Annotated in this window: 14 protein-coding genes and 1 riboswitch; of the genes, 13 read left to right on the top strand and 1 reads right to left on the bottom strand. The window is 57.7% G+C overall.

Annotation, left to right across the window (positions count from 1 at the left end; translation table 11 throughout):
* Positions 1-3: 3 nt before the first annotated feature.
* From IEX96_RS10430 to IEX96_RS10395, 8 genes are all read left to right on the top strand, one after another.
* Entirely contained in the window at positions 4-2,217 is a 2,214-nt protein-coding gene (locus IEX96_RS10430) for a heavy metal translocating P-type ATPase (RefSeq protein WP_188873891.1), read from the top strand.
* A complete protein-coding gene (gene ccoS, locus IEX96_RS10425; protein ID WP_150005477.1) occupies positions 2,214-2,402 on the top strand; it encodes a cbb3-type cytochrome oxidase assembly protein CcoS in 189 nt (62 codons plus the stop codon). The genes IEX96_RS10430 and ccoS overlap by 4 nt, the downstream gene beginning before the upstream one ends.
* 36 nt (positions 2,403-2,438) lie before the next feature.
* Positions 2,439-2,634: riboswitch (cobalamin riboswitch) on the top strand.
* A 128-nt stretch (positions 2,635-2,762) separates the two neighbouring features.
* Positions 2,763-4,676 (top strand): TonB-dependent receptor plug domain-containing protein, encoded by a 1,914-nt coding sequence (locus tag IEX96_RS10420; protein ID WP_188873890.1) that lies wholly within the window; start codon positions 2,763-2,765, stop codon positions 4,674-4,676.
* Positions 4,676-5,581, top strand: coding sequence for an ABC transporter substrate-binding protein (locus IEX96_RS10415; protein WP_150005479.1), 906 nt, complete (start codon positions 4,676-4,678; stop codon positions 5,579-5,581). Before IEX96_RS10420 ends, IEX96_RS10415 begins: the two co-directional genes overlap by 1 nt.
* Entirely contained in the window at positions 5,578-6,567 is a 990-nt protein-coding gene (locus tag IEX96_RS10410; protein WP_150005480.1) for a FecCD family ABC transporter permease, read from the top strand. Before IEX96_RS10415 ends, IEX96_RS10410 begins: the two co-directional genes overlap by 4 nt.
* Positions 6,564-7,316: an ABC transporter ATP-binding protein gene (locus tag IEX96_RS10405; RefSeq protein ID WP_150005481.1), complete on the top strand. Its 753-nt coding sequence runs from the start codon at positions 6,564-6,566 to the stop codon at positions 7,314-7,316. Before IEX96_RS10410 ends, IEX96_RS10405 begins: the two co-directional genes overlap by 4 nt.
* A 32-nt stretch (positions 7,317-7,348) precedes the next feature.
* Complete coding sequence (locus IEX96_RS10400) at positions 7,349-7,792, top strand: VOC family protein (protein WP_150005482.1); 444 nt, start codon at positions 7,349-7,351, stop codon at positions 7,790-7,792.
* On the top strand, positions 7,779-8,570 hold the full coding sequence (locus IEX96_RS10395; RefSeq protein WP_150005483.1) for an SDR family NAD(P)-dependent oxidoreductase: 792 nt from the start codon (positions 7,779-7,781) through the stop codon (positions 8,568-8,570). Before IEX96_RS10400 ends, IEX96_RS10395 begins: the two co-directional genes overlap by 14 nt.
* On the opposite strand, the gene serB is transcribed toward IEX96_RS10395, so the two are convergent.
* Positions 8,564-9,514 carry a phosphoserine phosphatase SerB gene (serB, locus tag IEX96_RS10390; RefSeq protein WP_229773673.1) on the bottom strand — a complete coding sequence of 317 codons (951 nt, stop codon included), beginning with the start codon at positions 9,512-9,514 and terminating at the stop codon, positions 8,564-8,566. The two genes, IEX96_RS10395 and serB, sit on opposite strands and share 7 nt — an antisense overlap.
* Positions 9,515-9,532: 18 nt before the next feature.
* Here serB and miaA point away from each other — a divergent pair, with 18 nt between their 5' ends.
* From miaA to mreD, 5 genes are all read left to right on the top strand, one after another.
* A complete protein-coding gene (gene miaA, locus IEX96_RS10385; protein WP_188873889.1) occupies positions 9,533-10,504 on the top strand; it encodes a tRNA (adenosine(37)-N6)-dimethylallyltransferase MiaA in 972 nt (323 codons plus the stop codon).
* Positions 10,485-11,483 carry a ketol-acid reductoisomerase gene (ilvC, locus tag IEX96_RS10380; RefSeq protein WP_188873914.1) on the top strand — a complete coding sequence of 333 codons (999 nt, stop codon included), beginning with the start codon at positions 10,485-10,487 and terminating at the stop codon, positions 11,481-11,483. The genes miaA and ilvC overlap by 20 nt, the downstream gene beginning before the upstream one ends.
* Positions 11,484-11,699: 216 nt before the next feature.
* Positions 11,700-12,734: a rod shape-determining protein gene (locus IEX96_RS10375; RefSeq protein ID WP_150000273.1), complete on the top strand. Its 1,035-nt coding sequence runs from the start codon at positions 11,700-11,702 to the stop codon at positions 12,732-12,734.
* Positions 12,735-12,777: 43 nt separating this feature from the next.
* Positions 12,778-13,734, top strand: coding sequence for a rod shape-determining protein MreC (gene mreC, locus IEX96_RS10370; protein WP_188873888.1), 957 nt, complete (start codon positions 12,778-12,780; stop codon positions 13,732-13,734).
* Positions 13,731-14,240, top strand: coding sequence for a rod shape-determining protein MreD (mreD, locus tag IEX96_RS10365; RefSeq protein WP_150005487.1), 510 nt, complete (start codon positions 13,731-13,733; stop codon positions 14,238-14,240). The genes mreC and mreD overlap by 4 nt, the downstream gene beginning before the upstream one ends.
* The last annotated feature ends 1 nt before the right edge of the window (position 14,241 follow it).

Genomic DNA, 14,241 nt, shown 5'->3' with positions numbered 1-14,241 from the left:
AGCATGGCGTCTCATAGCCCCGCCATCGATGCGTGGAGCGGTCAGGTCCGCAGCCTTGAGAATGGCTTGTCTGAAATGGACTTTCTGGTGCCGGGTATGCATTGCGCTGGCTGTATGCGCAAGATCGAGGGGGGCTTGTCGGCGCTTGATGCTGTAACCGATGCCCGGGCCAATCTATCCACCCGTCGGGTGCGGGTGCGCTGGCAAACAGGCGCAAAAAATGTGGAAAATATCCGCGCCGCCATTGAATCCCTGGGCTTTGATGCTGCCCCTTTTGATGCCCGTTTGGCCGATCAGGGGGATAATGCCCGCTCCCGCAGCCTGTTGCGCGGCATTGCCATATCGGGCTTTGCGGCTGCCAATGTGATGCTGTTGTCCGTTTCGGTGTGGGCTGGTCTGTTTTCCGATATGGATGGGGTGACACGCCAGTTATTTCATTGGATTTCCGCGCTGATTGCCTTGCCTGCCGTGGCTTATGCAGGCCAGCCGTTTTTTCGTTCCGCTGCCTCTGCCTTGAAGGTTGGGCAGATGAATATGGATGTGCCGATTTCGCTGGGGGTGATTTTGGCTTCGGGGGCAAGCCTTCTGGAAACCATGCGCGGGGCCGAGCATGTCTATTTCGATGCGGCCATCAGCTTGGTGTTTTTTCTTTTGATCGGCCGCTATCTGGAAAGCGCCATGCGCAGCCGTGCCGGAGAAGCGGCGCGGAATTTGCTGGCCATTCGTTCTGTTGCGGCGATCCGCATCGATGAAGACGGGGAACGGCGGTCCGTTCCTGTTGAAGCCCTGATGCCGGGGGATCGGGTGTTTGTGGCTCCGGGGATGAGGGTGCCTGCCGACGGGGCTGTGGCCGAAGGGGCATCGGATGTGGATATGAGCCTGCTCAGCGGCGAAAGCGTGCCGGAGCGGGCTTTGGCGGGCGATAATGTCTATGCCGGAACTCTCAATCTTTCCGGCCCTTTGCTGGTGGATATCAAAGCCGCCAGCGAGGATACCCTATTGGCGCAAATTGCCCGCCTGATGGAAGCCGCCGAGCAAGGCCGCGCCGGATTCGTGCGCCTGGCCGATCGCATTGCGCGGTTTTATGCACCAATGGTGCATCTTTTGGCCGCAGGCACATTTGTGGGCTGGATGTTGATCGGGGCGGGCTGGCATCCGGCTTTGATGACGGCGGTTTCGGTACTGATTATCACCTGCCCCTGTGCCCTTGGCCTTGCGGTGCCGGTGGTGCAAGTGGTGGCATCGGGGGTGTTGTTGCGTCTTGGGGTTCTGGTGAAATCCGCCGATGGGCTGGAACGCTTGGGGCAGATCGACGAGGTGGTGTTCGATAAAACGGGCACGCTTACATCGGGTGTGCCTGATCTTGTGAATGGTGATGCTATCCCGATTGCTGATCTGGCATTGGCGGCGGCGCTTGCCAGTCAATCGCGCCATCCATTGTCGCAGGCGGTTGCGGTAGCGGGGGCGGGGCTGCCCATGCCGAAGCTTGAGCAAATCCATGAGGTGCCGGGTTATGGGGTGGAAGGAATACTGGAAAGCCGTAAAGTGCGCCTTGGCCGTCGGGATTGGGTTGTGCAGGATCAATCGATAGCGGCGCGCGAGGATGACAGCCATTCCGGTCCGGATTTGTGGCTTTCGGGCCTTGATGGCTCGGCCCGCCGCTTTTTGTTCCATGACCGGCTGCGCTCGGATGCGCAAGATGTGGTGGCGGCGCTTTTGGCATCAGGAAAAACCGTGCGGCTTTTGTCCGGAGACCGCGAGGCGGTGGTGGCGCAAACCGCAGCACAGCTTGGCATAACCCATTGGCAAGCCCGATGCAGCCCTGCGGATAAAATTGCGGCACTGAATGCCTTGTCCGAAAGCGGAAAGCGGGTGCTGATGGTGGGCGATGGCTTGAATGATGCCCCGGCCTTGCGCGCAGCCCATGTGTCCATGTCGCCGGCCAGTGCCGCAGATATTTCCCAAACGGCGGCAGATTTCGTGTTTCAAAGCGAAAGCCTGCGTCCGGTTTTGCATAGCATCATCATCGCCCATAAGGCGCGGAACAGGGTTCTGGAAAATTTCGGCCTGGCTTTTAGTTATAATCTTGTGGCGGTGCCTTTGGCGGTCTTGGGGTTTGTGACACCATTGATCGCGGCGGTGGCCATGTCGTCTTCCTCTATCCTTGTGACGTTGAATGCCTTGCGGTTGCGCACAGGGTCCGGAGGGCAGCCATGACGGTGCTGCTGTTTTTGATCCCCATTGCATTGTTTTTAGGCGGGCTTGGCCTTTTGGCGTTTTTATGGGCGCTGAAAAGCGGACAATATGACGATCTGGACGGGGCCGCCGAGCGCATCTTGCTCGATGATGATGACGATGACGAGAACCAGAGTGATGAAGGCAATGCCCCGCCTTCTGCATGATGCGGACGATGATGCTTGCGCCTTTCCTCTCTCCTCTTTATGCTGCGCTGCGGTGGTGCCCGTGAGTGATCGCGGGCCAAAAGGGAACACGGTAAAAGCCGTGGCTGTGCCCGCAACTGTAAGCGGATAGGTTCGCGCAAAATATGCCACTGAAGCAGATTTGTTTCGGGAAGGCTGCGCAAAGAACCGATCACCCGCAAGCCAGGAGACCTGCCACCCCGTCGTCTTCCTCCGGCCGGGATTAGCCATGAGGAGCGGACAACCGCCGCGGCGACATCATGGGTGACTGGCCGTGCGGGGAATGTTCACATAATCCATGCGCCGATCGCCCGTTTTGAATGCCAAACGGGGAGCATGTCCGTGGCTGAAACTATTCTTGGCGTGAAAGCGCTTTTGGGCTGTGTCTGTGGCTCGATCCTTTGTGCGGGGGCGGCAAGCGCCCAAAGTACCCGCGAGGATCTTGAAGAAATGATCATCACCGGGGCGCGCGAACCTTTGTCGGCCACACAATTGGGGGCATCGGTATCGGTGATTGACCAAGCGCGGATCGATGCCCGCCAAAGCCCGATTTTATCCGATTTGCTCCGCGATGTTGCGGGGGTGTCCGTTAGCCCCACGGGGCCTTTGGGCAATCAGGTCCAGATCCGTATCCGCGGTGCCGAAGGCAACCAGACGCTGGTGCTGATTGATGGCATTGAAGCCACCGATCCGGTGGGCAATTTCGAATTGAATTTCGCTGATGTTTTGAGCACCGGGATAGAGCGGGTCGAGGTGATCAAGGGAGCGCAAAGCGCGCTTTATGGATCGGAAGCCATTGGCGGCGTGATCAGTATTTTGACCCGCAATCCGGTAGAGGGTTTTGAATGGGAAGCCTTGGGCGAAGGCGGATCGTTCGGCACAGCCCGTTTTGGCACCACCGTTTCGGGCGGCACAAAGCGCATGGGCGGGACATTTTCTGCGGGTTATCTTGAAAGCGATGGCATTTCCGCAAGCCCGTCCGGTGATGAAAAAGACGGCTATGAAAATCTCACCTTGTCGGGAAAGCTGCGGGCCAATCCGTTCGATGCTTTGCGCTTGGGCGTAACGGCGCGTTATGTATCGGCCACCAGTGAATTCGATGCGCAGGATTTTTTCACCGGACAGGTGGTGGATGCGGATCTGGAGCGCGACTTTGCGGCTTTTTATGGCCGGGCAGATGCGGCTTTAAATTTGTTTGATGATGATTGGCGGCAGCAATTATGGGTAACGCTGACCGATACCGACAGCGATAATTTCGGTGCAGGTGGTAGCTTTACCAATTCTTTTGAAGGTGAGCGGCTGAAATTTGGCTATCAAAGCACCGTTCATTATGCCGCCAGTGATTTTACTTTGGCTGTCGAGCATGAAGAGCTGGATTTCAAAGCCATCAATGCCAATGCACAAGACCCTTCCAATCAAAAGGCCAATGACGATCAAACCTCGTTCATCGGGGAAGTGCGTAGCGATTTTGCGCCGGGCTGGTTTCTGACTTTGGGCGTGCGCCATGATATGAATGACCGCTTCGACGATGCCACCACATGGCGCGCCACAGGGTCTATCATTTTATCGCAGGCGACACGGTTGCATGGCAGCTACGGCACCGGCGTTTCCGACCCCACATTCTTTGACCGGTTCGGGTTTTTCCCCGGCCAATTCATCGGCAATGACAAACTGACCCCGGAAAAAGCGCGGGGCTGGGATTTGGGCGTTGAATATTCCCTTCTGGATGGGGCGCTTGTGCTGGATGCCACATGGTTTTCGTCGCATCTGCGCGATGAAATTGTCGGCACCTTTGATGCCACCACTTTTTTGTCGTCGGTGGAAAATCAATTGGGGAAAAGCGACCGCAAAGGGGTGGAACTGAGCCTTGATTACCGGCTGTCATCGGTGCTGGAATTATTTGCATCCTATACGTGGCTGGATGCGGATGAACCGGATGGCAGCACGGAAATCCGCCGCGCCCGCCATCAGGCCAGTCTGTCTGGCACATGGCACGTGGCGCAAGATCGTGCGGATCTGACCTTTGCCGTGCAGTATAATGGCGATCAGGACGATCAGGATTTTTCCAGCTTCCCCGCCACCCGTGTAACCCTTCAATCCTATGTTCTGGTGTCGCTGGCCGGACGGGTGACTTTGTTTGAAGGGCTGGATGCGGTGGCGCGGGTGGAAAATCTGCTGGATGACACATATCAAGCGGTTTTAGGGTTCAATACGCCGGGTATCGGGGCCTATGCGGGCCTAAGGGCACGGTTTTGATGCGGCCGTGCACGCATATAAGATCATGGGCATTGGGGCTCTGTGCGCTGTTTCTTGGGGGGGGCATATCGGCGGCTGCGGATCCGACCCGCATTGTCAGCCTTGATTATTGTGCCGATGCTTATGTTCTGGCCTTGGCAGAACCGGATCATATCCTTGCCTTATCCGCCGATGCCGCCCGCCCCTATGCGTGGGGGCGGGAGCGGATGGCGGGGATCGCCCAGCATGATGGCAGTGCTGAAGCGATCCTTGATCTGAAACCGGATCTGGTGATCCATTCGGGACTTGGGCATCTTAAATCTGTTCATATGCTGGATCGTTTCGGTATCGAAATTATTGATATCGGCTATTCCCAAAGTCTCGATCATGGCCGGAAAGCGCTTTTGAAAGTGGGTGCGGCCTTGGGGGAAGACAAAAAGGCTCGCCATATGCTGGCGTCCATCGATGGGCGTTTGATGGCGGCCCAAAAACAGGTGGCGGCGCTGGAGAAAACCCATAAGCGGCCCCGTGCGCTTTATCTGACCCCATCGGGCATCACCACCGGCCGCGGCACCTATATTGATGAAGTGATGGCGTTGGCGGGGATCGACAATCAACTGGCAGAGCGCGGGGTTGATGGCTGGTCTTCGGTGGGGCTGGAAGCCTTGGCCGCAAAACCGCCTGCCATGGTGATTACCAGCTTTTTTCAGGGCCGTTCGGGCTGGAACAATGCCTGGCGCTTTTCCCATCATCCGCTGGCGAAACGCATCATGGATCGGGCACGCCGTGTTGAAGTGCCGGCAAACCAATGGGGGTGCGGCGGCTTTTTTCTGGTAGAGGCCGTGGAAACCCTGATTGCTGCCCGCATCCATGATGAAGGACCGCAATTGGCCGAAACCGCTTTTATAAAAGGGGCGGGAAAATGACCGGATATGCCCGTCTGCTTTGGGTGTTGATGGTGCTGGTTCTTGTGCTGTCTGGTGTCTCCTTGTCGCTTGGTCCGGCGAAGATCGGCTTTGCCGAGGCGTTTCATGCCTTGGGGGCCGGAGAGGATAGCATGGAGGCGGCGATCCTGTGGCAGATCCGCCTGCCGCGGCTGTTATTGGGATTGCTTGTGGGGGGATCGCTGGGCTTGTCCGGTGCGGCGCTTCAAGGGCTGTTGCGCAACCCTTTGGCGGAACCGGGGATTATCGGCGTATCGGCAAGTGCCGGATTTGGCGCGGTATTGGCGCTTTATTTTTCCGCTGCGGGCATGACCCTTTCGGTGCCGTTTTCCGCTATGGCCGGGGCGGGCGTGGCAACGGCCTTGCTGATCTTGTTGGCCAGCCGCGATGCCAGCGTGCTGACATTGATTTTAGCAGGGGTGGCCATCAATTCCTTGGCCGGAGCCTTGACGGCTTTGGCGCTTAATCTGTCGCCCAATCCTTTTGCTTTGGCGGATATGGTGCATTGGCTGATGGGCAGCTTTGCCGATCGCAGCCTTGAGGATGTGGCTTTGGCGGCTCCTTTCATTCTTTTGGGTATGGCTTTACTGCTGCTTTCGGGGCCGGGGCTGCGGGCTTTGGTTTTGGGTGAGGAAACCGCCGCCTCTTTGGGCATCGGGCTGTTAAAATTGCGCTTGCTGGTCACAATCGGCGCGGCTTTGTGCGTGGGGGCAGGTGTTGCGGTTTCGGGGGCTATCGGTTTTGTGGGGCTGGTGGTGCCGCATTTATTGCGCCCGCTGGTGGGGCATGATCCGGCGCGCCTGTTGCTGCCCAGCGCTTTGGCAGGGGCCGTTTTGCTTGTTGCCGCCGATAGCCTTGTTCGGATTTTGCCCGGTGGCACCGAACTGAAGCTGGGCGTGGTGACAGCCTTGATCGGTGCACCGGCCTTTTTGCATATGGTATGGACAACACGGAGGCAAATGCGATGACCCTGCGTGCCGACCATGTGGACATTTCTTTGGGCGGGCGAAAAGTGGTGCGTCAGGCATCCTTGCATGTGGCCCCCGGTGAACTGGTGGCGCTCATTGGTCCCAATGGGGCGGGGAAATCCACCCTATTGAAAGCCTTGGCCGGATTATTGCCGGTCGATGAAGGGCACATCTTGCCCGATGTCTCTGTCAAGGAACGGGCGCGTTTACGGGCATGGCTGGGGCAGGATGCGGCCATTCACTGGCCGGTGACGGTGGAGCGGCTGGTGTCTTTGGGGCGTTTGCCGCATCTGGATGCTTTCCACCGTGCCGCCCCCACCGATAGAGAGGCCATCCAAAAAGCCATGGCCGCCACCGATTGTTTGGCCTTTGCCCGGCGCCCTGCAACGCATCTTTCGGCGGGGGAGCGGGCGCGGGTGTTGCTGGCGCGGGCCTTTGCCACCCAGGCGCCGTTTATTCTGGCCGATGAACCGGCGGCAGCCCTTGATCCCTATCATGCCTTCCAGATGATGGAATTGTTGCGCCATGAAGCACAGGCCGGTCGCGGCGTTCTGGTGGTGTTGCATGATCTTAATCTGGCTGCGCGTTTTGCCCATCGGGTGGTGCTGATGGCCGAAGGCGCGATCCTGGCCGATGGGGCCGCGCAAACGGTGTTGAGCGATGACCTGCTGGGACGTGCCTATGGTATTCGGGTGGCCCGCGGCGATGGGTGGCTGGTGCCGACCGGTCGCTTGCAATCGCCGGATTGAAGCCGGATCATTTGCGTGGCACTGTGCCCTTCATGACAACAGACACACCCTTTCATCTGGCTTTTCCGGTGCATGATCTGGAAAAAGCCGAGCAGTTTTATGGCCAGCTTTTGGGCTGTGTCATTGGACGGCGCTCCTTGCTGTGGATCGATTTTGATTTCTTCGGCCACCAGATCACCGCCCATTTGCGCCCTGAAGAGTGCCAACAGCCTGCCAGCAATGCTGTGGATGGTGATGCGGTGCCGGTGCGTCATTTCGGGGCGATCTTGCCTTGGGATCGTTGGCAGGCTCTGGCTGACCGGCTTCAGGCCGAAGAAATAAGCTTTTTGCTGGCCCCCAAGATCCGGTTCAAGGGCAAGCCCGGAGAGCAGGGGACATTTTTTATCCGCGACCCATCGGGCAATGCGCTTGAGTTTAAAACCTTCAAGAATAAGGCGCAGATATTTGCGCGCGGGGGCGATGATGATCACATTTGAAGGCAAAAATTTTCTGGTTACCGGCGCATCAAAAGGCATCGGGGCCGCCACCGCCCATGTGCTTTTAAAGGCCGGTGCCAATGTGGCATTGCATTGGCACAATGATGAGGCGCAGGCCGCAATTCTGGCAGAGACATTCGGGCCGGACCGTACGCATTTATTCCGTGCCGATCTGGGGGATCAACAGGCCGTGCGGGGGCTGTTTGCCGATGCGGTTAAATGGGCGCAATTGCTTCATGGGGCAGGCCGTCTGGATGGGATTGTCAATAATGCCGCCACCATGCCCTATAGCGGGCCGGAAGATGCGCGCGCCGACTGGGATGCGGATTGGGATCAGGTGTGGCGGGTGAATGTGCGCGCCGTGGCCGATCTGTGCCGTGAAGCCGTTTTGCATTTCAAGGAAACCGGCCCGGATGGAAGCCGTCCGGCGGGCGGCATGATCGTTAATATTGCCAGCCGGGCCGCCTTTCGGGGCGATATGCCCGATGCCATGCATTATGCCGCATCAAAAGGCGCGGTGGTGGCGCTTACACGGTCTTTGGCCAAGGGCTATGCGCAAGACGGTATCCGCGCTTATTGCGTGGCACCGGGCTGGGTGCGCACGGATCGGGTGGCCAGCCGTATTGATGAAAGCCCCACGGCCTTGGCGGAAATCCCCATGGGGGCAGCGGCCCCGCCAGAGGAAGTGGGCAATCTGGTGGCATTTTTGCTGTCCGGTCTGGCCCATCACGCCACGGGTGCCACCATCGATATCAATGGGGCCAGCTATTTTCATTGAGCGGTGATAAAGGCGCTTTTCTTATAGCCCTGGGCGAATAAAAGGGCGGTGAGATCGGTGTGGGACACCACCATATCCGCCGCCAAAGCCGCTTTGGGCTTGGCGTGATAGGCAACGCCTAAGCCCGCTGCCTTGAGCATCAATATATCATTGGCGCCATCCCCCACCGCCATGCTGTCGGCGCGTGCAATGTCTTTTTCACGCAACAGGTCTTTTAATGTTTCGCGCTTGGTGGTGGCGTCAACGATGGGGCTTTCCACGTCGCCGGTGAGCACACCATCGATCATGGACAGGCGGTTGGCACGCTGGCCTTGAAAGCCCAGACGCTTGGCCACCCGCTGGGTGAAAAAGGTAAAACCGCCAGAGACAAGCATGGTAAATGCCCCAAAGGCCCCCATGGTGCGGATCAGGGTTTCCGCTCCTGCCATGGGGATGACCCGGTTTTGGTAACAGCGCAACAGCGTTGCCTCATCCAGCCCTTTCAAAAGCAAGACCCGTTCGCGCAAGGCGCGTTCAAAATCCAGTTCTCCGCGCATGGCCGCTTCGGTGATGGCCGCCACTTTGTCTTTCAGCCCCGCATAGTCCGCCAGTTCATCCACACATTCTGCGGTAATCATGGTGGAATCCATATCCGCCACCAGCAGGCGTTTCTGGCGGTTTTTCGTGGGTTGCACCACAAAATCCGCTGCCATATCCGCCAAAGCCGTTTTCAGGGCTTGCCGCGCTTTTGGAAGGAAAGAATTGGGGTCGGGTGCCGAGAAATAAAGGTCCATCGCCTCATTGGTGGCCAGCACCGTTTCCTTGATGATGGGGCAAAGAGGCGCCAATGCCTGTCGTGCCTGGTGCGAAACCCGGCCAAGATCCGTGTCCTGCGGCTTGACGATCAGGGTTGCAACGCTATTGATGGGGGCATCGCACATCGGTGTGGCCGAATGATTGGGCATGGCAAAAGGAATCCATCAGTGAGTACATCTGCGGTCCTTATTGCAGGGCCGACCGCCAGCGGCAAGTCGTCACTGGCGGTGGCCATCGCACAGCGCCATAAGGGCGTGGTGATCAATGCGGATTCCATGCAGGTTTATAAGGACTTGCATTTGCTGAGTGCGCGCCCAAGCGAATCCGATCAAGGTGGCGTTCCCCACAAGCTGTTCGGGGTGCTGGATGGGGCAGAGCTTTGCTCTGCGGCCCGCTGGCATGATTTGGCCATGGCTGAAGTTTCCCGTGCATGGGAACAGGGCTGCTTGCCCATTCTTGTTGGCGGCACCGGGCTTTATATACGCACATTGTTGGAAGGCTTGGCCCCTGTGCCGGATATTCCCGATGCCGTGCGGGATGCCGTGCGGGCAGATATGGCGGCACGCGGACCACAGTCCTTGCACGAAGATCTGGCCGCTCTCGATCCGGCGATGGCGCAAAAGCTGGAACCCGGCGATAGCCAAAGAATCGCCCGCGCTTTGGAGGTGGTCAGGGCTACTGGACAATCCCTTTCGGATTTTCAGAAAACCCGTATTCCCGGCGGATTGAGCGATGCGGATAAAGCCGGCCATGTGCTGAAACTGGCTTTGATGCCGGAACGGGCGACGCTTTATGCCCGCACGGACCAGCGGTTTATCGAGATGATGGCGCAAGGGGCTTTGGATGAAGTGCGCAAGTTGGCGCAACGTGGGCTGGACCCGGCGCTTCCGGTGATGAAGGCGTTAGGGGTTTCGGCTCTGGTGGATTATCTTGCGGGAAGCATCGACAAAGCCACGGCTATTGATCTGGCGCAGCGGCAAACCCGTAATTACGCCAAACGGCAAATGACATGGCTACGCACTCAATGCGTCGGCTGGCAGCGCTTTGACGGGCAAGACCGGGCGCATAGTCTGGCGGATGTGGATCACTGGATCGAACAAAGGGAAAAAGCCCGTGGCTCTGACAGTTTACACCGATAAAGATGTGGATATGGGCGTTTTGAAGGAACGTCGGGTGGCTATTTTGGGCTATGGCAATCAGGGCCATGCCCATGCGCTTAATCTGCGGGACAGCGGTGTCGATGTGATTATTGGCGCACGGGACCAGATGTCTCCCAGCGGGGCGCGGGCCAAACAGGCAGGGTTCGAGGTACTGTCTTATGCCGAGGCGACGATGGCAGCGGATGTGGTGATGATGACCTTGCCCGATGAACATATTCCTTCGGTTTATAAAGATCATGTGGCGCCCCATTTGAAGCGCGGGGCAGCCCTTGGTTTCGCGCATGGTTTGGCGGTGCATTTCGGGCATATCACCCCGTCCGATGATGTGGATCTGTTCCTGATCGGGCCAAAGGGGGCAGGGCGCTGGTTGCGCGCGGAATATGAAGCCGGGCGCGGTCTTGCCTGCCTTGTGGCGGTGGAAAATGATGCCACGGGGCACGCCAAATCCATCGCCCTTGCTTATGCGTCCGGCCTTGGCTGCGGACGTGCGGGAATGGTGGAAACCAGCTTCAGGGAAGAATGTGAAACCGATCTGTTTGGCGAGCAGGCGGTGTTGTGCGGCGGTATTCCCGATTTGATCGAAGCGGGTTATGATACCTTGGTGGAGGCGGGATATAGCCCTGAAGTGGCCTATTTCGAATGTTTGCATGAAGCCAAGCTGATTGTGGACCTGATGTTTGAAGCAGGGCCACAAGCCATGCGGAAAGCCATCTCCAACACAGCGGAATATGGCGGTTATCTGGCCGGCGAAACACTGGTCACAGAAGAGACCCGCGCCCGGATGAAGGACATTCTGTCCGATATTCAATCGGGAGCCTTTGCCCAAAAATTGATGGACGATACCGCCCGCAAAAGCCCGCATCTCGATCAATTGCGTGAACGCTACCACAAGCCGGATCTGGAAGCTGTGGGGGTGCGGGTGCGTGGTTTGATGCCGTGGCTTTCCCCCAAAAGATGAACAAGATGATCTTTTTTGGCGGAAAACCTGGTAAATGCCAGCAAAATATTAAGGATTAACGGCCAGTTTTACTTGAGTTGAACGCGCAGGCCATTGGGGCCTTGCGGCCTTGCGTTAACTGTGCTCAAACGCTTGTGAGCGGTGCGCTTATGGGCAGGGCCGCGCCATTGGAACAGAGCCATCTATGGGCGAATAATCGAAAAGGTTCGGGCAGGAATGTTCTCAAAAATTCTCGGCATGTTTTCTTCGGATATGGCCATCGATCTGGGGACGGCCAACACCCTTGTGTATGTGAAGGGGCGTGGCATCGTTCTTAATGAACCCTCGGTGGTTGCGATGAAATCATCGTCCGGCCGTCGTCAGGTTTTGGCTGTTGGTAATGAAGCCAAGATGATGTTGGGCCGCACGCCGGGGAATATTGAAGCCATCCGCCCGTTGCGTGACGGGGTGATCGCTGATTTTGAAATCGCCCAGCATATGATCCGGCATTTCATCAAAAAGGTGCATAACCGGTCTTTTGCCAGCCCGCAGGTGGTGATCTGCGTGCCTTCCGGCTCTACAGCGGTGGAGCGCCGCGCCATTCGTGAAGCGGCGGAAGAAGCCGGGGCCTCGAAAGTGTATCTGATTGAAGAGCCGATGGCCGCAGCGATCGGCGCGGGCCTTCCCGTTACTGAACCGCAAGGCTCGATGGTGGTGGATATTGGCGGTGGCACAACAGAAGTGGCGGTGCTTTCGCTTGGCGGTATTGTGTTTTCCACCAGCGTGCGTGTGGGCGGCGATAAAATGGACGAGGCCATTATCGGCTATATTCGCCGCAACCATAATCTGTTGATCGGGGAAAGCACCGCAGAGCGCATCAAGAAAGAAATCGGTACGGCCCACGAACCACAAGACGGGGTTGGCCTGTCTTTGGAAATCAAGGGCCGCGATCTGATGAATGGTGTGCCTAAGGAAATCACCATCAACCAGCTTCAGATTGCCGAGGCACTGACAGAACCGGTGGGCGCCATTATCGAAGGGGTGAAGGTGGCCTTGGAACAAACCGCACCGGAACTGGCCGCCGATATTGTGGATCAGGGCATCGTGCTTACCGGCGGCGGTGCTTTGCTGGCGGATCTGGAAAAGGTTTTGCGGGAAGCCACAGGATTGCCTGTATCCGTTGCCGATGAGCCGCTAACCTGTGTTGCCTTGGGAACCGGCCGTTCTTTGGAAGAAGAAGTGCTCAAGCATGTTCTTTTGTCCGATGATTGATCGCGCTGTTTTTTGATTTTGAAGTCCAGAGAGGCCCATCGCTTTGAAAGCTCCGATCGCCAAAACGTCAAAAGGGCTGTTGGCGAGCCGTGCAGGGCGGTGGGTTTTTGCGGGGCTGCTGTTTTTCGCGTTTATTCTCCTGATTTTGGGGCGGGTAAACCATCCTGCCATTGATAAAATGCGGGCGGTTGCCAGCGATTTTTCCAGCCCTATTCTCGGCTTTTTATCCCGGCCTGTGGATCGTATGGATGCGGCCTTTGAATGGGCCGGATCGCTGACGTCTTTAGTGGCGGAAAACACCCGCTTGCGTGCGGAAAACGAACGCCTTTTGCAATGGCAGTCGGCAGCCCTTGCTTTGGAACGGGAAAATCTGCGCCTGCGTGCCTTGCTGAATGCACCGGAACTGGCAAGCAAACGGGTGGCAACGCCGCGGGTGGTGGGGGTTTCGGGCGGGCCTTTCGTGCGCAGCGTGATGATCAATGCAGGACGCGTGAATGGCGTGGCCCGCGATCAGGTGGTTGTGGATGAACTGGGGCTTGTGGGCCGGGTATTCGCGGCGGGGCGGGTGGCAGCCCGTGTGCTGCTTGTTACGGATCTTAATAGCCGTGTGCCGGTGCGGTTGCAAAGAACGGGTGATCCGGCGATTGCCCGCGGGCGCAATGATGCAAGTCTGGAATTGGTGTTCTTACCACCCGGTGCGGAACCACGCTTGAATGATGCGGTGGTGACAACTGGCGAAGGCGGTATTTTTCCTCCCGATATTTTATTGGGCCATGTGGATCGGGTGGACGGACAAGGGGTTGGTGTACGCCCCATTGCCTTGCTGGACCGGCTGGAATTTGTGCAAGTGATCGAGCCGGTATCGTCTTTGTTGAAAATCCGGCCAGAGGAACAAGGCGGCAATGCCCCTGCGGTCAACACGGACCCGCAGGCCAAAGATGCTGAGCCAAAAGGCCCCGAGGCCGTGCCGCAAAGCGGACCCCGGAGTGGTGCGCTATGAGCGAACGCAGCAGTCTGGTGATTACGCTGCTGAAAGGGCTTTTGCCGTTTCTTCTGGCTTTGTTTTTGACGATGATGATGCAATTGCCCATTGGTGATGGCACAGGCAATGTGCCGGTGCCGCATCTGACCTTGATGCTGGTTTATTACTGGTCGATCCACCGGCCGGAATTGCTGTCCGTGCCTGCGGTGGCGGCGATCGGCTTGTTTCAGGATTTGCTGTGGGGCGGCCCGCCGGGGCTGAATATGATCGTGTTGCTGGTGGCGCGTGTTATTTTATCCAATCAGCAAGCCTTGTTTGTGCGCCAGTCCTTTGGCGTGGGCTGGGCGGGTTTTGTTCCGGTGGTGTTTCTGGCCATGGGGCTGACATGGCTGATTGTCTGTCTGTATTATGGGATGCTGGTGTCCATGTTGCCTTTGGTGGGGCATGGGCTTGTTACCTTGGCCGCCTATCCTTTGCTGGGCTGGCTGTTCGGTCGTTTTGACCGGTTTATGAAACCCGATTGAT

Origin of the sequence: Iodidimonas muriae, assembly GCF_014647255.1 — a bacterium.
GTDB lineage: Bacteria > Pseudomonadota > Alphaproteobacteria > Sphingomonadales > Rhodothalassiaceae > Iodidimonas > Iodidimonas muriae.
Note: the sequence above shows the minus strand (reverse complement) of the source record. Positions and strands in the feature narration are given on the sequence as shown.